Origin of the sequence: Verrucomicrobium sp. BvORR106, from assembly GCF_000739655.1 — a bacterium.
Taxonomy (GTDB): Bacteria; Verrucomicrobiota; Verrucomicrobiia; order Verrucomicrobiales; family Verrucomicrobiaceae; genus Verrucomicrobium.
The window spans coordinates 1-19,574 of record NZ_BATR01000031.1; the positions used below are offsets into that span (position 1 = coordinate 1).

11 protein-coding genes are annotated in these 19,574 nt (G+C 63.2%); 2 read left to right on the forward strand and 9 right to left on the reverse strand.

What is annotated here, in order from left to right; translation table 11 throughout:
• Window positions 1–52: 52 nt before the first annotated feature.
• Both BV106_RS05025 and BV106_RS05035 read right to left on the reverse strand, forming a co-directional pair.
• Window positions 53–589 carry a MarR family transcriptional regulator gene (locus BV106_RS05025; protein ID WP_038161446.1) on the reverse strand — a complete coding sequence of 179 codons (537 nt, stop codon included), beginning with the start codon at window positions 587–589 and terminating at the stop codon, window positions 53–55.
• A gap of 327 nt (window positions 590–916) precedes the next feature.
• The gene (locus tag BV106_RS05035; RefSeq protein ID WP_038161451.1) at window positions 917–1,693 is read right to left on the reverse strand and encodes a DUF6065 family protein; all 777 of its coding nucleotides are present in this window, start codon (window positions 1,691–1,693) and stop codon (window positions 917–919) included.
• A 694-nt stretch (window positions 1,694–2,387) separates the two neighbouring features.
• On the opposite strand from BV106_RS05035, the gene BV106_RS05040 reads away from it, so the two are divergent.
• Together BV106_RS05040 and BV106_RS05045 are read left to right on the forward strand one after the other, a co-directional pair.
• A complete protein-coding gene (locus BV106_RS05040; protein ID WP_265595353.1) occupies window positions 2,388–3,866 on the forward strand; it encodes a hypothetical protein in 1,479 nt (492 codons plus the stop codon).
• 34 nt (window positions 3,867–3,900) lie between these two features.
• The gene (locus tag BV106_RS05045) at window positions 3,901–5,472 is read left to right on the forward strand and encodes a hypothetical protein (protein WP_038161456.1); all 1,572 of its coding nucleotides are present in this window, start codon (window positions 3,901–3,903) and stop codon (window positions 5,470–5,472) included.
• Window positions 5,473–5,482: 10 nt separating this feature from the next.
• Here BV106_RS05045 and BV106_RS05050 read toward each other — a convergent pair whose 3' ends face one another.
• The 7 genes from BV106_RS05050 to BV106_RS05080 form a co-directional block, all read right to left on the reverse strand.
• Window positions 5,483–6,841 (reverse strand): FAD-dependent oxidoreductase, encoded by a 1,359-nt coding sequence (locus tag BV106_RS05050; RefSeq protein ID WP_038161459.1) that lies wholly within the window; start codon window positions 6,839–6,841, stop codon window positions 5,483–5,485.
• Window positions 6,842–7,753: 912 nt separating this feature from the next.
• Window positions 7,754–8,842, reverse strand: coding sequence for a metallophosphoesterase (locus tag BV106_RS05055; RefSeq protein WP_265595354.1), 1,089 nt, complete (start codon window positions 8,840–8,842; stop codon window positions 7,754–7,756).
• A 123-nt stretch (window positions 8,843–8,965) separates the two neighbouring features.
• Entirely contained in the window at window positions 8,966–10,993 is a 2,028-nt protein-coding gene (locus tag BV106_RS38120; protein WP_038161462.1) for a hypothetical protein, read from the reverse strand.
• 1 nt (window position 10,994) lies between these two features.
• Window positions 10,995–12,128 carry a VWA domain-containing protein gene (locus BV106_RS05065; RefSeq protein ID WP_038161465.1) on the reverse strand — a complete coding sequence of 378 codons (1,134 nt, stop codon included), beginning with the start codon at window positions 12,126–12,128 and terminating at the stop codon, window positions 10,995–10,997.
• Entirely contained in the window at window positions 12,125–14,665 is a 2,541-nt protein-coding gene (locus tag BV106_RS05070; RefSeq protein WP_038161468.1) for a DUF5682 family protein, read from the reverse strand. The genes BV106_RS05065 and BV106_RS05070 overlap by 4 nt, the downstream gene beginning before the upstream one ends.
• Window positions 14,662–15,786 carry an AAA family ATPase gene (locus tag BV106_RS05075; RefSeq protein ID WP_038161637.1) on the reverse strand — a complete coding sequence of 375 codons (1,125 nt, stop codon included), beginning with the start codon at window positions 15,784–15,786 and terminating at the stop codon, window positions 14,662–14,664. The genes BV106_RS05070 and BV106_RS05075 overlap by 4 nt, the downstream gene beginning before the upstream one ends.
• 74 nt (window positions 15,787–15,860) lie before the next feature.
• Window positions 15,861–19,568, reverse strand: a complete 3,708-nt coding sequence (locus tag BV106_RS05080) for a DUF4132 domain-containing protein (protein WP_038161472.1) — start codon at window positions 19,566–19,568, stop codon at window positions 15,861–15,863.
• Window positions 19,569–19,574: the final 6 nt, after the last annotated feature.

Sequence of the window (19,574 nt, forward strand, 5' to 3'; positions counted from 1 at the left end):
TTCGGAAAGTAACGAAATTGAAAATCAAAAAAAAGGGCTCACACCCTCCGTCCTAACCGCCCAGGCCCAGCAGCTTGAGCGTCTTCTCGCCCATGCGGGCGATCTTCACCAGGGACCCCGTCGGCAGACGGTCCAGCTGGGAGGAGAAGGTGGTGGCCACCTCAAAGAAGTCCCGCATCTCTTGTAGGCGCTCCCGCACATGGGCCTCACCGGCCTTGGCCTTGCCCCCGCTCTCCTGCAGGCAGTCGTCCAGCAGCCTCACGGTCGGGTCCACCTCGCGACGACGGCGCTCGTTGACGATGACGCGGAACATCTCGAAGACGTCCTTCATGCTCTCGAAGTGATCGCGCCGGTCCCCCGGCAGGTGCACCATCTTCACGATGCCCCAGCCCTGCAGCTCCCGCAGCGCCACGCTGACATTCGAGCGCGCCAGCTCCAGGATCTCACAGATCTCCTCCGCATGGCGCGGCTTCTCCGAGAGGAAGAGCAGCGCGTGAATCTGCGCCATCGTGCGGTTGATCCCCCAGCGCACACCCATCTCCCCCCAGTGGAGGATGAACTTTTGGGCGGTGGGCGGGAGGTCTTTCACGGCGGCTGGTGTTAAGCGCTCTTTTCGTTCTTTCGGTTAAGACAGAAATAACCGAACACAGTGTTCCTGTCGAGAAGATTTTTCGCCCACACGCACTGTCCCAAAATAAACAGCCCCGGACCGCTTGCGCAGACCGGGGCTGGGCTCCAGCCGGAGCCGACGCCAATCACGGCGGCGGTGGCGGGGGCGGAGGGGGTGGTGGTGGTACCGTGTTCATAGAATAGGTATTTGGTTTTTATGTGCAGGCCCGCACAGGGTGCGTGAGCACCATGACGCAGGATCGATGCCATCCTCATCATTCACGGTGCAGACCGCAACGTTTTTTCATCATTTACCGCGAACTTCAAACTCACTCAGCCGGAAGTTCGTGCGATGGGTTTCGACAGCCCTGCCTGAAGCGTCCATACCGCGGAAATAATCTTTCTGCCATTCACCCCGCTTCTGGGCCTCTGAACCCAGGAACGCTTGCCGGTCCTTCCGCCAGGCGAGGTAGTCCCGGCCGTCGTCGGATTGCTGGTCCAGCGGTTTGCGCTCTGCCTGGAGACGCTCGGGCAGGTTCAGGTCAAACGGTTGAATGAAACACACCGGCACCTCCTTTTCGAAACGGACTGGCCGGTCGGGTTCGATGATCTTCCAGTTCATGGTGAAGCTGGCGGGGTTCCAGTCCGTCTCCACCAGCCCCTCCAGCGGGGCAAAGTTCACCAGCGGCCAGTTCGGAGCACCCCGGGCCAGCAATCCGATCCCCGGTGGGGTGCGGAAAAGGAACGGCAGCCTGAAGGTAATGATGCCGCTGCCGAAATGGGACATCACCGCCTCGGCACCAACGACAGACGCCTCATCAAACTTTATCTGAACGGCAGCGGCCTCGACTCCTCCACTCCAAACGGCGGTGAACGCGACAGAAGCATGCACAAACCACCCGGCCTGGTTGGCCATGCTCAGGGGCAGGCAGCGGTAAGCTCCTCGCCCCGGGGTGTCATCCATGAGCTGCCGCTGATACGGCGCAGCGGTCAGGGTCCAGTCCTTGGCCCCCGCCGTAATTTCGTAGGCCGTGAAGTTCCGGGAATCTTCAGAATGCGGCGGCTGTTCGGGATGATCTTCCATGGCTGATGACACCTCGGCGCACGATGGCGTGCCCCTCCGGGCAAGTCAACCAGGCGGGTCCACTTCCACCGAGCAAAAGGCGTACACGCTCCGGGCCCAGCCCCGGCGGAATGTTACCAAACAGTAATTTTTTGCGCATTCTTCCATTAAATGATACTCCGGGCAGTTGGTCGGATAACCCAACTGCCAAAACTGGCACCAGGCTCATCCGAGTGCACAGAGAAAGCCTATACCGTATGAACACCGTTCCCCCACCCCCGCCGCCGCCGCCCCCTCCACCACCTCCGCCACCAACTCCCGGTTGATAGCCCTGAGGCCCGGTGCAAGCCCTGCTTCGCCCTATGATGAAGCAGGGCTTGCGCATCACCGGGATCCAGACCCGATCAGCTCCTTCCAGCGGGGGCGTGGTCCCTGAACTTTGTGAGGGTTTGCACTGGGTGAGGGTGAAGAAAAATTGATAAAAGGCAGGGCGTGGCCAGATTGGCTGTCGATGCCGATCTCTCGGCGAGATGGCAAAATGATGTCGAAGTCGTCAACGGATCCATCCTCCCCATCCCGTCGAGATGCGGAGGCGGCGCGTCTTCCATCACCCTGCCTGCCGCGTTGGCTCCCGGCGGTCACCGTCATTTATCTGGCCCTGCCCGTCGTCATTTTTCTGGCTGGCTGGTTGAGATGGCCCTGGGCCCTCCCTGCCGTGACGGTCGCACTGGTAGCCGCATGGCCTCTGGGCCGTCTCTGCCGGTCCGCCCCTGCCAATCCCTGCGACTGGCCTTGGTGGCAGGCAGGCGTGTTCCTGGGCGCGGTGGCGCTCCTTGTGAGCACCCAGGGTGCCGGAGGATTGGGCGTGCAGAACTGGGACTGGATCAAGCACAACGCCATCCTCAAGGACCTCATTGAGCGCCCGTGGCCGGTGGTGTACGACCAGATGAAGCAGCCCGTCGCGCTGATCTACTATGTGGCCTACTACCTGCCCGCCAGCCTCGTGGGCAAGGCATTCGGATGGGAGGCGGCCAACCTCGCCATCTACCTCTGGACGATCGCGGGCTGTTTCCTCGCCGGACTGTGGCTCTGGTCTCTTTCAGGCGGCCGGTGGTGGCTCGTGCTCGCCTGCCTGCTCTTCTTCTCCGGCTGGGACCTGGTCGGCGATGCCCTGTGGAAACCCACGCAGTGGAGAAACAACTTTGACGGCGAGTGGTGGAACAGTCTCTGGACCCTCCCGTCCAACCTCACCCTCATCGCCTACGCGCCGCACCAGGCGATTCCCGGCTGGCTCTTCACCGCCCTGCTCATCTCCTCCCTGGAACGAGTGAACAAGGTCCCTCCGCTGGGCGGGATCTTCGCGCTCAGCCTGCTCTGGTCCCCCTTTGTCACCGTGGGGCTGGGTCTTCTCTACCTGTTCTGGAATGGCGTCTCCCGCCGCCGGTGGACCGAAGGGATCCGCCAGCTGTGGTGCCCCGCCAACCTGGCCGCAGCCCTGCTCCTGGCCGTGCTGGTGATGTATTTCCAGTCGCGGAGCGCGCCGGTCCGCTTTCCGCCTTCTCTCACCTCCGAGCCCCAGGTGGTCCAACGTGGGGAGCTCTACATCACACCGATTGAGAGAGGCTTCGCCAAATTCCTCCCGGCGTACACAGGCACCCTCCTCCTGGAGTTCGGCCTGCTGGCGGTGTTGATCCTGCTGGCGCTCCCGCGCCAAGCCTCCCAAGAGCGACGCTGGGTGTACGTAGCGGGTGGCACCTTGGTGCTGCTGCCCTGGATCCACTACGGGGCCTACAACGATCTGGTCATGCGCGTCTGCATCCCGCCCTTGTTTGTTCTGCAACTCATCGCCCTGCGCACCCTCACCTCATGCGCGTCCACCCCACCTGCAGGAAGGCAGATCGCCTGGAGTCCAGCTCTGCTGGTGGTCCTGGCCGTAGGGGCCCTGTACCCCCTGAACATGCTGCGCATCACCGGGCAGCGGTTCGCGGAACGCTCCTGGGACTGGGTTTACATTCCTCCGACGGCCGAAGTGCCAGACCTCTTCAAACAGCAGCGCCAGACCCGTGAGCAGCTCTTCTTCATCGGGCAGTACGTGGGTTCGGTCCGGTCACCCTTTTTCACCCACCTGGCGAAACCCGTGCCGGAGAAGACCCCCAAGAAAGCGGACGCCCCCCGATCTTCCCCCCAGCCCTAGCCCTAGCCCTGTCAGCACCCCTTTTTCTCAATCCATGCCGATACGTCCCTTCACCCCAAGATGGAATCTGGTCCTCACGCTCCTGCTGGCGTGCGCAGGCGTGGTGGCCGTGGGCAATTTCATGAACCGTGCCGTCGCCTCCACCGCCTTCTGGTACGATGAATCGGTGCAGTACTGGATCTCTCGGGGGCTGGATGCCTTCAGCCCTCCCTTCCAGACACCGGGCGGGCTCGCCGATGTGATGAAACACAACGGCCTGGCCAACCTGGACCCGGGTGGCTTCAGCGTGATCTTCTACTACTGGCTCCTGATCGCACGAGACCCCCTCTGGATGCGGATCCTGCCGCTGGCCTTCTTCCTGGTGGGGATGCTCTCCCTCGGCTGGCTGGGCTGGCGCTGGCGGAAGAGCTGGCGCTTCGCCCTCCTCAGCGCCCTCATGCCTGCCGCTTTTCCGCTTCTGCTGGACCATGCCAACGAAACCCGCGCTTACAGCATGGAGTTCACCGGCGTCTTTGTCGGCTGCTTGCTGTTGGACCTCTTCCTCACCAGGCCCAAAACGGCCACCAGCCTCATCGCAGGGCTGCTGCTGGGGTTGTTTCTCACGTCCCGGTACAGTGCGATCTTCATTGCAGGAGCGATCAGCGTGATCTGGCTCCTTCAGGTGGTGCGGCTGCCAGTTCCGTGGTCCAAGCGTGCCGTGCACCTGCTTCTCTTCTTTGTGCCGCTGGGCATTGCGGGTCTTGGCGTGGTGTTTCTGGGATTCGTCCCCCAGTATCATGCCCGCATCGCCTATGACGCTGGCGCCATGGTGGAATACCTGAACCCTCACAAGCTGGGGGCCATCCCCTGGACAGACACCTTCAAACTTCTGGCGGGCAATCTCTTCTCCCTCGTAGCGCTGCCCACCACGGTGATTCCCGCAATCGCTCTCTTCCTTCTGAAGAAGCCTGCTGGCTCATTGCCTGAAGGGGACGCCTGGCACCGCTCACGGCAGTTTTACCTCGTGTCCCTCGCGACCGTGCTCTTCACCGCCGCCCTGTGGAAGTGGCACCCCTGGGCGGTGCAGACGAAGTGGAGCAGTTATCTCCACGCACTCTCTGCGGTGATGCTCGTGCGGGTGACGGCGGATGTTCTGGAGGGCCTCTCCCACCGTAGAGGGCCTATGGGCTCGAACCCTGTCCTGCAAGAAGCCGTGCTGGTCGCGGCCATCTGCGTGCTCTGCACCTGTCTCATCGTGCATCGCCGGGATCTGACCTTCGACCTCGGAAAGACGCTGCCTTACCTCGATCGCTACAAGCCCAAACGCGGCACCGTGGCGGTGGAAGTGCACAGCTACCCGACGCTGAGATACTTCTACGACGAAGGCCCCTTCCGCGGCAGGGCCTTCTACCCCCGCGCCTTCCGCCTTCCCAACTGGCTGGCTCCCAACCCGCTCATCGGAGAGAACACCCAGCTGTTCCTCTCTGGAGCCCGCCTGGAACGACTGGGCAGCATGTACCCGGGATTCCGTTTCACCGTGGATCCCAAGCTTCCCCGCAACCTGGTGCGCGTGGAGCCCATTTCACCACCACCCGTCAAGCCTACAACACCCGCTTCGCCACCGTGAAGGGGTTCCCTCACGCAAACCCGATCTGACCCGCCAGGCTGGGCCCTCGCGGGAGATCCCCGGTCGGGTGGCCCATGCTCCGCAAGGCGGCCGCCGCCGTGCGGATCGAGTTGTTACAACTGCGCTCATCAGGATACACATGCGCCATGGAGATGGCGTGCAGCCCACCTAGCGGGGTGGAAACTTGCGGCACCTTCCGGGAGAACCCGCGATCACAAACCACCGCAGCCGTGTTGGTGCGGAAGACATGCACGTTCTCCACCTGCGATGCTTGCCAGTGGGGATAGATGCGCGACAAGGGCTGCATCATCGTCTCCGCCACCTCAGACTTGGTCATGCTGGACAGGGGATGCCCCGCCTCATAGTAGCGGGACAGATACGCCAGATGCCGCCCTTGATAATGCGAGGCCGGGATCAAGTTCGTGTGCTCGATCACGCCACCAAAGGGGAACCCCTCATCCGCCACATTGAGCCAGTACGTGCTGCTGAGCGGCTGGTTCATCTCCAGGATCGTGCACACCGCGCCGAAGTACTGCACTCTCCCCAGCGCCGCGGCATAGTCGGCGTGATGAGGAGCCAACAGCCGTGCCAGAACCGGCGTCGGCAGACAGGACAGGAACTGACGGGCCGCGTAAGCCCCCTCCGATGTCTTGATGGCACGCACAGCGCCCCTCTCCACCACGAGTTCCTCCACTGGCAGGCTCGTTTTCACCACCACGCCCAGCCGCTGGAGATGTTGCAGGAGCGCCCTCAAGAGCACCTCCAGACTGCCTTCCAGATAGCCCAGGCGCTCATCTCCCTTTTCCCGGGAGTTCATTCGCTGCCGCAATCTCCCGATCATCCACGAGACCGGCACCTCACTGGCGTAAGGGCCAAACTTGATCTCCAGCATCGGCCGCCAGATCGCGTCGGTGGCAGATCGTCCAGCATAGCGGCGAAACCAATCCAACGCCGTCATGTGCTCCCAGTTCCGCCAGTCGGCATAGGAACCCAGATACAGGCTGGTCGCCGCGAACCGGACGCGCCCCGGCAGGTCAACGGGCCTGAACCGCAACAGGAGGTCCACGGGACTGTTGAAGGCATAGTGGTTGCCTCCTCGATACATACCCATCGTGGCGGCATGGTAGTGCAGACGGTCGGCAATGCCCAGCTCCGCACAGAGCCAGCGCAGCTCCTCATCATGCGAGAAGAAGTGGTGGTAGTAGTGCTCCAGCCGCGTGCCGCCCACCTCGAACGTGGAAAGCAGCCCACCCACCGTTTCATTCGCCTCCACCAGCATCACCTTCAACCCGGCCCGCGCCGCCAGATAGGCCGCCGCCAGCCCTGACGCGCCCCCTCCCAACACGATGATGTCTGCGTCCTCCGCCATCAATGATTTGGGAGGACGCTACACAAAACAAGCAAGGCAGCGAAGCAAAAAAAGAATGGGCTCATGCCGATCACGTCCTGAGACGCTCCCAAAGCCGGTTGGCACAACCGGACTACGCCCGTAGCGGCAGCTTAAAGTAGTCACAGAGCTTTAGCTCGGTATTGGAAGACATGCTAGCACGACTGACGAGCTAAAGCTCTGTGACTACCTTGCCTGACCGTTCCGCTCATCGCCCACTCCCAAGCGTGAGCGCAGGCCTTATGCCTTATGTCTCCCACGAAGCGATCCGGGCCTGAAGGGCCCAAAGAGCCCAGCCCAGGGGCGCAGGCCACAAAGTGGACGCAGACCCTGGGTTTACGCCCCCGCCTGGCATGGCGGCCTGAAAGGTCCGCCACTGCGCATGCACGTCAGGTTAAAGGGTGTTACCGCTGTCGCATGAGAGCGCTCTGACGCCAAGGGCGTCATACAAAATAGCCCAGGGTCAGGCGAGGCACGAGCCGCCACCCTGGGTACACAAGCAGATGGATCAGAACTCCGAAGTGAGTTCTACAAACTGTGGCCACATCCCTGAGGTATCCACCGCATACGAGACGGTCATCTCCGGGTAATCTGGACGGTCTGTAGAACTCCCTTGGAGTTCCAGCGCTCTCGCATCGATACCCGGGGTGGCGACCGCTTCGCGGTCTGACCCCGGGCTATTTTGTATCACGCCGTTGGCGTGGAGCTTCCGAGCTCAAGCTCTGTGACCACCTTGCCCGACCACTCCGTTGAACGTAACAAGCCCAACGTTGACGAGCCTCCAGCGAGTCTACGTTGGACAAGAGAGGGTATTGAATTTGTTCCGAAGGAGCCAGGGCGGCCTGGCCCACTGCGACCCCAACCCGCCCTCCACGGCACCACCCATCTCGATCATCACTCCGACATCCCATACGGCAGGCTGAACTGGTGCTCCTCCCGCGGCTTGACGTACTCCGTGCTGTCCGTCAGTTCATGCTTCGTGGTGTCATACGTTATCACCTGAACCCGGTTTTCTTTCGGAAGGAACCGGTAGAGCCGAAGCGGTCCTGAAGAGGTGTAGTCCGACAGGAGAGCATGCACCACATTGCCATGATCACCCACCGTGTCGAGCTTCAGGGCGGTGCACCGGCTCTGGTCTCCGCAGAAGATGAAGCCCAGGTTCGCGTGCTTGCGGTAGAGCTTGTCCCACATCTGCACGGCCGTGTTGCCCCGCTCGCCGTGCATCTTGTGCCACCGCATGCGCCCCTTGGGATCATGGATGAAGCCCTCCTTGGTCTTGGGATGCTCCAGCACGCCCAGATCCATATGGGTGGTGATCAGCGCCCGCCGGCCAGCGTGCTGGGTGAGCAGCGCATCCGCCCAGGCCAGCACGTCGTCCGGGGCATTGCACTCCAGACTGAGGTGGATGAAGTCGAAGCCGCCGGCGCTGAAGAGCTGATAGCTGTTGGCATTGTTGCCGGAGATCTCCACCGTGGACCGATCCGGGGCAAAGGTCCCACCATACCAGGGAAATTCCTTGAACCGGTCCGCCCCGAAGAACTTCTGATACAGCGTGGAGTCCCCCTTGGTCTTCATGTCGTGATTCCCCACCGTCAGGCTGTAGGGCACCACCCCGTGCAGCCCGTCCAGGCACTTCCTCGCCACCGACCACTCCACCTCGTTGTTGTATTCCACGATGTCCCCCACGTGGCTCACAAAGACAATGCGCTGATCCGCCAGTTGTTCCTTGATCCACCGGATGTGATTCTCAAACACCGGGTTCGTCACCGGATCGGAGCTCAGGGGCGAGCGCTTCGTCTTGGCCCCGAAGTACCCCTGCGTGTCCGGGATCACCACCACCGTGAAACTCCCTTCCGGTGCCGGCTCCAGGTCAGCAGCGGTCGCTCCCCCGCCATGCAGCAGCTCACACCCCAGGAGAGAGGCGGCCAGCAAGCGGCGACGTGAAATCAGAAACTGCAAGGGGCGGATCTCTATAGAGGACATCGCATGAAATGTGGGGTGTTGGCCAGATCATGCAAACGCCGGAACTGGCGAGGAGTTTCATCAACCGCGATTGGGGCGATGAATCCTACGAACCCGGGATGCCCCCGCCTCTTCCATCCCAACCTACCCGTCCAGCGACTGGTACACACTCACTATCCACCGGCACCGCAGCAGCGCTGCAGCCCTCGGCCGGGCACACAAGACTTCCAGGGAAGGCAGCAGCGGGGCCAGCGAAAGCGTCTTCGCACGGGCCTGCCACTCCCTCAACTCCTCCCCAGCGCGGTAGTTGGCCGTGCTGGTGCCCCCTTCCGCCATCCATTCCAAGGAGCTGACCAGCCCGGACAAAAGCATCTGCAAGGGCCCCATGGCGAGAGGCGTTGCCGACTCGGTTGTCTCCTCGATCTCTTCTTCCTCATCGCCCTCCTCCGCCTTCGGCACCTGGGGCGCAGCAATCTGGGTTCGTGCCGGTTTTGCAGCGGATCTCTCCTGAGGAAAGGCCAGCACCACAGGTCCGCTCTCCCGCAACAGCCCCAGAGGATGAACCACCAGATGTCCCCCCTCCCGATGCACGCGCCCGATCACACGGCATGCGGTGAGCTCATCCGGCGGAAAGTTTTCCAGGGCTTCGATCAAGGGCTTGGTGAGATCGTCATACACCACCCGAAGCAACAGAGCCCGGCCGGTGTCGTCCATGAGGTACCAGCACAGCGACTGAGAGACCGGGTCAAAAGGCTGCCTTTCCCAGCGGGCAGGCTGGAGGAGATGAAACGCCTGCCGGGGATCGTGTTCCCGCAAGCCCGGCCGGGACGCAGCGGCGAACTGCCTCTCCAGATGCTCCCAGTTGGTCACCACCGGGGCCAGGATGTCCGCCGGGTTCGAGGAGCCCGTCACGAGTGCCTGCGATTGGCTGCTGGCAGATAGCCTTCCCCACCGGTTCCGACGGGCCTTCATGAGGCGAAACCGGCTGCCTGCCAGTTGCGAGGGGGAATCCGCCCCTTCCCACGGCCCGGGTGCGGTGTATCTCCCCACGGCACTGAACCCACCGGCGAAGGCCTTGGGGCGGGCTTCGGTCCAGGTGGACCAGTCCTTGTTGTCCAGATCCCAGAACAGTACGGTCAACCCTTCATATCCGGAGGCGGTGCGCCAGGGCCATGCGGCCACTCCACTGAGTTGCAGCGTGCCCACTTCCGCATACTTCTCCCGCGGTGTCCCGGTCAGATGCGGCTGTGCCTGTTGATCCAGCCCCTGGGTCAAGGCATAGGCCTGCGCGGCATCCGCCAGCAACCTGGCGAGGTCGGCCTGCGGCCTCCGGTCCAGCCAGTCACCCACCTGGGTGGCCAGCCGTTGCAGCAGCAGCGACAGGCGTGGCAACCCGGCGGCCTGGGCGGAAACGCCGAGCGACTCCAGCCGCTGGCCCTCCGACTCGGTCAGCCGGGCCAGCCCCGCGGCCACCATCTCCTCCAGCAGGGTGGTGACGGCAGGCAACACCTCGGCGCGGGTGGCCCCTGCCGCTTCGCTGCCTGTCTTCAAGGCAGGAGGTTCCCAGTTCTTTCCTGCAATCCGACGCACGGCCTGCAAGGCTGCGGCCGTCATGAGGTCATGCTTCTTCTCAGGGGAGCCGGAGACCAGGATCCCTGCGAGTCCCGTGCCCGGCAATCCACGGATCTCGGCATTGAGATGCGGGAACCGGACCACCAGATCCGCCGCCGCATGAATGAGAGGCTCCTGCTGCTGAAGCAGCTCATACGCCGCCCGCATGACCGGGAGGCTGAAGGTCTGCACCAGCGCTGCGTCTTCCGGGGCCAGCCATTCCTCCCTCACACGTTCACCACCTGCCGCAGCGAGTTGCTCAGAAGGGTTCGAGGAAGATTCGCACGTGACGCTCAAGCACGCTGCCAGGATGTGCTGACACACTCCCGCCGCCGGGCAGGAACACGCCGCCCGGCCCGGCCCCGCGATGGGGAGCCGCACCCGATGCCCGCTCACCGTGACGGTCAGGGAGTCCATGTCCTCCGCGAAGGCCAGTGCTCCCACTTCCCCGCGCTCCACATCTTTTTGCGCGCGACGCAACAGGCCCTTGTTGGCCAGCGCTTCCAGAGCCGCCGAAGTCAGGGCGGCATAAACCTGCCGGATCTCGTGCTCGCGGCTCATGTCATTTCATACTGGTGATCTTGGCCAGCCAGCCAGCCAGTTGCTTGGGGGTGAGGGCCGCGATCTCCATGCCCGCCTCTGCCAGCTTCTGCGCCGAGGCGGGATCGTGCACAGGGATGGCCTCAGCATTCAAGGCGGCCAGCCCCATCAACACCACCCCGGCCTCTTTCATCCTCCGCACCGCGGCGAGCATCTGGCCCACGGGTCCGCCCTCCATGAAATCGCTCACCAGCACGAGCACGGTCCGGTGTGGGTTTTCCAAAAGGCCCTCGCAGTACTTGAGAGCCCGGGCGATGTCCGTGCCGCCGCCCAGTTGCACGCTCATGAGCACTTCCACGGGATCTTCTGCGTGCTCGCTCAGATCCACCACCTCCGTGTCAAAGACCACCAGCTTGACCCGCAGGGAGGGAAGCCCGGCGAAGATGCCCGCCATGACGGCGCTGTGGATGACGCTGTCTGCCATGCTGCCGCTTTGATCCACGCACAAGATGATGTGCCAGGGCAGCCGCCGCGTGTTGCGGGCGAAGAAGCGCGGATCCCGCAGCACCACGGTCTTCCGGGCTGGATCATAGTTCTTGAGATTCCGCCGGAGCGTGGCCCGCCAGTCAAAGTTCTGCGCGGCCTTGAGCGGACTGTGGCGAAAACGGTTCAGCCGTCCCGTCAGCGCCTGCCGCACCTCGCTCTGCCAGCGGTCTTTTATTTCCTCAACCACGTGCTGGATGATGCGCCGTGCCTGGTCCAGCACCTGCCCTTTGAGATGGCCACGGAAGCTCAGCAGCGTCTTCACCAGATCCAGGTTGGGTTCCAGCTTGGCGAGCGTTTCCGGATCGGTGACGAGTTCTTTGATCTCGTAGCGGTCCAGCGCGTGCTTTTCAATGACCTCCACCGTCTCCTTCGGAAAGAGCACCCGCACCTCCGAGAGCCAGGCGGGCACGGTGAACTGGGAGGGCCCGCTGCCGCCCTCACGGCTCTCGCCCGTAGGTTCACGCAGGCCTCTGCCTTGATACTCCCGCGAGTAGAGATAATCCAGCGCCGCCTCCATGCGCGCCTGCTCCGCCCCCAGCGGCGTGGAGAGCCGGTCCTCCGCATACTTTCCAAGAACCAGACGCCAGCGTTCGAGGATGCTGCTGCTCATGCGTGGGCGGCCTCCGGTAGAGATTGGGGATCGAGGGTTTCCAGCCAGCTGGCGAGACCGTCCTCATGCAGGGCTTTCTCCACCACAGATGACGCCCGCAGGGCCGCGAGCACATCTGCCTCGGTCACACCCGCATTCCGCGGCAGGGACAAATGGGTGACGCCGTGGTTCTCTGCCACCAGAGCCGCCACGCGATCAGTTTCACGTGGGGTGAGGTCTGACCACGCAAGACGCAGATCCGGAAGCCTCCGCAAGAATTCGTCATCGCTCCAGTGGGTCATGAGAGCCTCCACTTCCGAGAGAAGGCGGGGCTCCCGCCAGGTGAGTTCCCGGGCGGCTTTCAGCAGGCCAGTGAGGAAAGCAATCTGCCGGGCGCTTTCACCCACCGCCGGTGCCAGATTGCCCCGGGTAATCGCCAGCAGGGGCTCTAGTTCCAGGAGCCCCGCAGTGTACAGGAGTCCTGCCGCCGCTCCGCGCAAGAGGGGCGCACACTGGGCCTGTTCCAGCACCCGTCTCAACGCATCCCAGAACGGGGCGGCATCCAGCGGCCCGGCTCCATCCTCATCGGTGTCGGTATCCGTCTCTTCATCATCGCCCTGGGCGGCCAGACGTGACCGCAACATCAAACATGCCAGCATCACCGGCTCCGCCTGGTCTTCTGGCAGCACGGCCGCCTGCTCCAGCAACTGGCAGGCCCGCTGGTAGGCCGCCTTCACCAGAGCAGGGAGCAGATTGAGCTTCCGGGCCTCCAGCGGCTCCCGACTCTGCCAGAGCAGCAGCATCTGCCCCAGCCCATTCGCCACGGAGCTGAAAGAGGGATCGGAGGCGATCCAATTGCCCAGTTGCGCGGCCAGCAGGGTCGCCGCGTCAGGCAGGCCCATCAGGCAGGCACGGACAAGCAACGCCACCCCCTCACCTGTGCCAGGGTTGGTGTTGGCCTCCAGTTTGGCCACCGCCTCTGCCAGCTTGGAGGCTGCGGCCTCCCTGACCGACGAACCATAGACCGAGCGCTCGATCAGGACCGCCTCCGTATGAGGAGACCACTGGCAGTCCCAGTGCTCCACAATGCGCCGGAGGTTCGTGCCGTTAACAAAGTCCGGCCCCGCCTTCCGGGTTCCGAAGGGCACCTGTAGATATTCGAGCTGGTGCAGGAACCGCGATACCTTACGGTGGGTCTCCTTCTTGTAGATCTCCAGCGCCACCCCTTCCGTGGTGGCAAACTCCAGCGGCAGCCGGGTTTGTCGCGCCATTTGTCGAAAATCCTCCACCAACGGCGGCACTCCGGCATCAGGAGGCACCTCACCCGTAGCCCGACCGGTAAAGAGCTGTCGTGCCAGAGCCATCAGCGCCCCACCGTCCGCGCCCATCTCGCCCTTCACCATCGCCCCACGCAGGCCATCCCACACGTCTTCACGCGAGGGACCAGGATGACCACGGAGCTGAGCCAGACCCTGAGTCTGCGCCAGTACCGCGATCTCGTCGGCGGCAGAAATGGTCCCTGCGAGATCCCGCGCCCGCGCCGTCCGCCCGAGCTCGACGATCATCCGCAGGGCCACGACATCCAGCGGCTTGTCATCACCGGAGGTGAAGGCCTCCCAGCAGGCCTGGTAGTAGCCCGGCTGCGGCATGCCCGCACCGTAGCCGGACAGGGAGTCCAGCTGGTTAAAGGTATAACGGGTGAGGCAGGAGTGCCGCTCCAGCGGCTCATGCCGGGGCACAGGGGGCAGCGACTCCGCATTCACCAGGTCTGGCAGGACCACCGTGTGGAATCCTCCGGTCACGACCAGCACGAGCCCGTCCGCCGCCCCAGATGTCGGCCGCCCCAGCACCTCCCGGATGGCGGTCGCCATGGCCGCCTCTCGAGCGAGGGTGCCATCCGCCTCCATCACCTCCTGGGGACAGTCGAGACGGGAGAACCAGCAGTAGGCCGCCACTTCGTGCACCAGCTTCTCGGGCGCTCCCTGCCACCCGCGCACTTCAATCAGGCGGTCCCAAAGTTCATCATGATCCCGGCACCCGAGACGGCGCGCCAGCTCCTGCAGGTAGGCGCTGCGTCGGAAGTGATGCTCCGCCTGCAGGGATTCGATCTTCAGTGCCCCGGGCTTCTCCTGTGCCGCGTCTTCCACGACCCGCTGACTGGGATAGTCCAGATCGATGAAACGCAAGTCGGCACCCACAGCATGACCCTCCCGCAGGGCCACCCATTCCGGAGAGTAGTCGCAGAGCGGGTAGTAGCCGGCATGACGCCCATCCCCGGTCTGTTTATTCTTCGAACCCGGAAGCTGGATCCGGTAGTGCGTGTAGATGGCCACCGGCGGCTGGCACTTCTCATGGAGCAGATGCCGGATGAGTGGCGTGAAGTCATCCGGGCCCTCCACCAGCACCGCGCGCGGGCGGTGTGCGCGAATCCACTGGCGGATCTGCCAGGCGCACGCCGGGCTGTGGTGTCGCACGGGAAAATAAACAACCTCCGGGGTGATGAGCTTCTGCTGCATCGCCCGGAGTCCGTCCGCCAGCGCCATGTCTGGAGGAGTCATCGGATGATCCATTTGCGCGCCTGGTGAAACCGGTCCCAGGCCTTGCTCTTCGCCGCCCGGGCCTTCACCACCACATCCACATAGTGCCGCAGCTTCTTGATGTCATCCGCGTTGTCCTTGAGCGCCGTGCCAAGAAGCTGGCGTGCCAGATGCTCCGGCTCCAGCGTGCCCTTGCCAAAGTAGTGCGCATCCAGCGCGGCGGCATGAGCCACGGCCACCGCCTCCGCCGTGGACATGACCGTGCTGGGGCGCTCGATCACTGTCCCCTCCTCCGTCCGCCCGAGTCGCAGGTCCTGGAAGGTGGTGACCAGCACCTCCATCACCTCATCCGGGCACTTCACGGCGATGTTGGAGTCTGCAAGCAGGGCCTCGGCCTGGCGTTTCACCAACTCCATCTCCTGCTTCTTGTCCGCCAGCGGCGGCACAGTCTCAAAGTTGAAGCGTCGCTTCAAGGCGCTGGACATTTCATGAACCCCACGATCCCGCAGGTTCGCGGTGGCGATGACGTTGAAGCCCTTCCTGGCAAAGAGCACTGAGTCATCCCCCAGCTCCGGAATGTGGAGCGCCTTGTCAGAGAGCAGACTCACCAGCGTGTCCTGGATCTCCGGCTGGCATCGGGTGATTTCTTCGAACCTGGCCAGCGCCCCCCGTTGCATGGCGATGTGCAGCGGTGAAGGCACGAGAGAGCGCTGCGATGGCCCCTCCGCCAGCAGCAGGGCGTAGTTCCAGGAGTATTTGATGTGGTCATCCGTGGTGCCCGCCGTGCCCTGGATCACCAGTTTGGAATCCCCGGCGATGGCGGCGGCCAGCAGCTCAGACAACATGGACTTGGCCGTGCCTGGTTCGCCCACGAGCATGAGCCCGCGATGGCCGAGGAGCGTCACCACACAACGCTCAATGAGGGCGGTCTCCCCATAGTACTTGCGGGTGATGACAGTCTTGGTCTTCTTCCCCTCCCACTCGTGGGTCAGAGCCGCCCCCTCAGACCCCAGGATGAACTGACGCACCGCCTGGGGAGACAGGCTCCAGTTCTCCGGTCGCGGTGCCTTGTCATTCGCCGCCAGCGCGGCGAGTTCTTCAGCGAACCGGGTTTCGGCGGGAGGTTGGATGGAGGCGGACATGAAGGATGGCGGGGAGTTGGTGAGGATCATCCATGGGCAGCTTGTTTCAGGCAAGCTTGCAGCCGGTGGGTTTTTCAATAGGCACTCTTCTGGCTCCATTCGGGGTCAAAGCCGGGACCGTCAGCCGCCATCTGGCGGAAATCGTTCCAGCATTCCGCAAGCAGCACATCCGGCACCCGAGAAAACGGCAGCTCGGTCGCACCATAGCCACCGTCATGCCGCTGAAAGCAAAGACGCAGCATGGCGCAGGTGCGGTTCTCTTCCGGCAAGGTATTGCCGGTGAACTCCACCACCGCCTGCAATCCGGCAGTGGGAAAGCGTTTCACATACTCGCTGAACCAGCCACCATCCCCTGTGGAACCTCGGGCATAGCCCAGCTTGGTGGCACGACCGCGCAGCTTGAACGTCTCCACCAGCCACCCCTCGAAATCCCGCAATTCCGTGCGCTCATTCTTGTCACCTGCAATCTCCGGACTCCGCCGGGAAAGCTGGTCAAACAGGGGCGTGACTTCGTAGTCGGTCAGGTGCCGAGTCCAGGATTCCACCATCGGGGGCGACAAGTTCACTCCATGGGCGACCCGGACTTCGTCATCGGGCTGCAGTAAGACCGTGTTGTCTTCCACATCCGTCAATGAACCGTCTTCAAGGGGGCGGAAGATCCGCTCAACTCCGCCTTCTGGCGTAACCGTGGTCCACACCAGACGCTGACACAGATGCCGGGCAATCGGGTGCCGGTTCAGATAGAGATCCCAGTCCTCAAAACGCCAGGTGCGCTGCAGGCACATGGCCTCATAGAAGCTGCCCCGCTGCTGGTCGAGCACCTGCTTCAGTTCCTTGCGCGCTGCGGCGAACTGTTTCTTGGCCGTCGTCGCGAGTTCCTCGTCGTCCTCCTTGCGCGGCGCAGGCAGCGCTTTAAGAGGCTTGCCTTCTGGATCCATGAGCACGATCTCGAGATCCGCATTGAGCCGCAGGGTGAACTGACGCGGACCGAAGTCCAGCTCCGCAGTGCCATTTTCATCGAACCCGGCGGTGGGGATCGTCCGGTCGGCCAGCTCGGCCAGCGACCACCCTTTGCGCTCAGCGATCTCCTGAGCCAGCCGGGTCGCCTCCTCCTGGAGGCTTTTGGTGCGGAAGCGCGTGCCCACCGCGAGCAGCGTCTGTGTGGCGGAGGGGTGCTCCACCCACGCCAGCATCTGGAGCAGCGCCTTGCACTGGTGAACCCGCTGGCCATACCAAGTCTTCAAATACAGGGCCACGGGTGACGCCACGCCCGAGGTGGCGCAGGCGGCCGCAAGGGCCAGGATGCCCTTGGATTCAATGACAGAACCCGCCGGCTGGTTTTGCAGAAGGGTCATCTGCTGGGTGTAGAAGTTCTCCAGGGTCGCGTTCGGATAGTACTGCGGATACTGCTGGGCGTGGACCATCATCTGTTGGGCCGCCTGCATCGCCTGCGCTTCGCAATCCTGCCGTGAGCGAACGCGGGTGTCCTCTGAAATCCACGCGGCGAGGACAAACTGCCCCAGCGCCTCCCGGTCTGCCGGCTTGATGGCCGCCGCATAGCGGCGCAGCAGCGGACCAGGGACGGGAGACTTGAGCTTGCAGGTCTGAACGAGCCAGGCACTGATGACCTCCTCCGGGACTTCGCCACTGCCATCCTCCCAACGGACCACGGGCAGTTGGTATAGAGGAAACCACGCCAGGGTGGACGGCACCCCTTTGCGCATCAGTTTGGCGGCATCTTTCTGGAGGGACTTGCGGTCCAGGAACTCATCGGGCGGCACGCCCAGGCGCTCCAGCGCCATGAGCATAGCCACCTTGGGCAGCTCATGCTTCTCCTTGTGGCACGCCAGGCGCAGCGGTTCGATGGCCTCTCTCACCTTCAACCTCCCCAGCCACTCCGCCGCCACGGCGCGCTGTTCCATCTGGCTCGATCCCAACGCCGTGAGAATCCTTGCATCCCTTCCATTGGCCTGCTCCAGTGCCGATTGGGCCAGAGGCCGCTCCGTCTTGCTGGAGCCGAGGGCCACCTCCCAAATGCCCTCCACCAGGGGGGCTGGTGGCACAGGGAATGCCGCCAGCACCCGCCAGGCATTGGCCTTGCTGATGCTCTGCGCGTACCCCCGCAGGCTGTCGGTGGGATCCACCGGCAACCATCCCAAGGCGCGACGCAACAGGCCCAGGCGTTCCGCGAAATAACTCCAGGCGAGTGCCGGGGGCACCGTTGCCAGCCCCTGGTTTAGATAGGGGCCAGCGCTTAGCCAGCACTCCCCGATCCATTCATCCGGAAGTTTGAAGCGCACACAGAGGGCGGCAAGCGCCCGCAACTCGAACGCACCATGTCGGGCGGCCCATTTCTCCAGCGGTACCGTGGCGTGGGAGATGAAATAACTTCTCCCTCTGTGCAGGTCCGGCCGGAGAAGGATGGACCATCTGAGGGCATGCACCAGCTTGAAAGCCTGGTGCCCGGCAAAGCCCTCCAGAGCCTTGCTGACCGGCTGGGTTTTGTTGAGCTGCGGGCTAGCTGGTGCTCCAGCCTGGAGATCTTGCAGGGCGCGAAACCAGCCCGCCGCCACGATGGGATCCAAACGGCTTGGCGCCTTGGGTGCCCACTTCTGATGCTTGATCTTCTCCCAGTTGGCCTGCCACTCGGCATTGGACTGGTCGATGACAGCCTGGAGATCCCTCCGGACACTTTCATCCAGAGCCCGATCTGCCAGCAAATCTTCTGACAGGGGAGGGAGTTCCAGAACACGCTCGGGCTGCGCGGAGATCGCAGGATCGGCAGACCTGGTGTTGAGGATCCGCTGGATCTCGTCCACCACTTTCTTGGCCTTCTCCGAGGATGCCCTTCCTTTGAGGAATTCGTGAGAGCCCGCACCCTGGACCTGCCCGAGAAACTTCACGGCGGCAAAGCGTTCGTCAGCATTTCCGCTGGTTGCCACCTGTTCCATGGCAGGGACGGCAATGGCTCGTTCCTTTGCCAGCCAGGATTGGGCCGCTTCACGGCATTGCTTTGCCGTCCCGGAGGCATCGGCCACCACTTCCTTGAGACAGATCGCCAGAGGGAAAGATGCCTGCACCAGCGAGTCAATGATCTGGCCACGAAGCTTCGCATCAGGGTTGGCCAGGCATTCCTTCACTGTCCCGGCATGACGGACCAGAGCCTCATTCATGCCTGAGATGATGTGAAACAACCGGGCATAAGGCGTACCCTCCAGCCCGCCGGGTTCAATCCACAACGCTCCTCGAACCAGCATTGACGGCGAATCTCCGTTGCGCTCCAGCAACTGTTCCAGTTCCTGGGCGTTCAACAACGGAGGATGGGGCTTGCGGGGATAAACGGAGCGCGAGTTCCTTGTCGCCTCCCACAAATACACACCCAGCCAGGAGCCAGCGACGTCTAGACCAGGACACTCATGATTCACGTTCCCAGTGCTGGCCAGGGCCTGCAGGATGCGGGCAAGCCGCAGATGAAAGTCCAGGTCCCGGATGCTGCTCTCAGCGAAAAAACGCGACAGGCCTCCATTCTTAGGGCGGGCAAAGGACCCCACATCGCACCACAGGCGGATCAAGGCCGTGGCCTCCTTGATGGAGGCCAGCTCTGCGAGAACCTCAGGTGACTCGCTGAGCGCCAGATAAGTCATCAACCGGTCTGCCATGCCCGGTGCCCTACCCTCCAGACGCTTGAAGTCCTCAGCCAGCCACTCCAGCTCGCCGGCAGGATAGGGAGATTTGCGCCAACCGGGTTCACGCCCCGTCAGCTTTTTGAGCCAGTCCAACATGTGCGA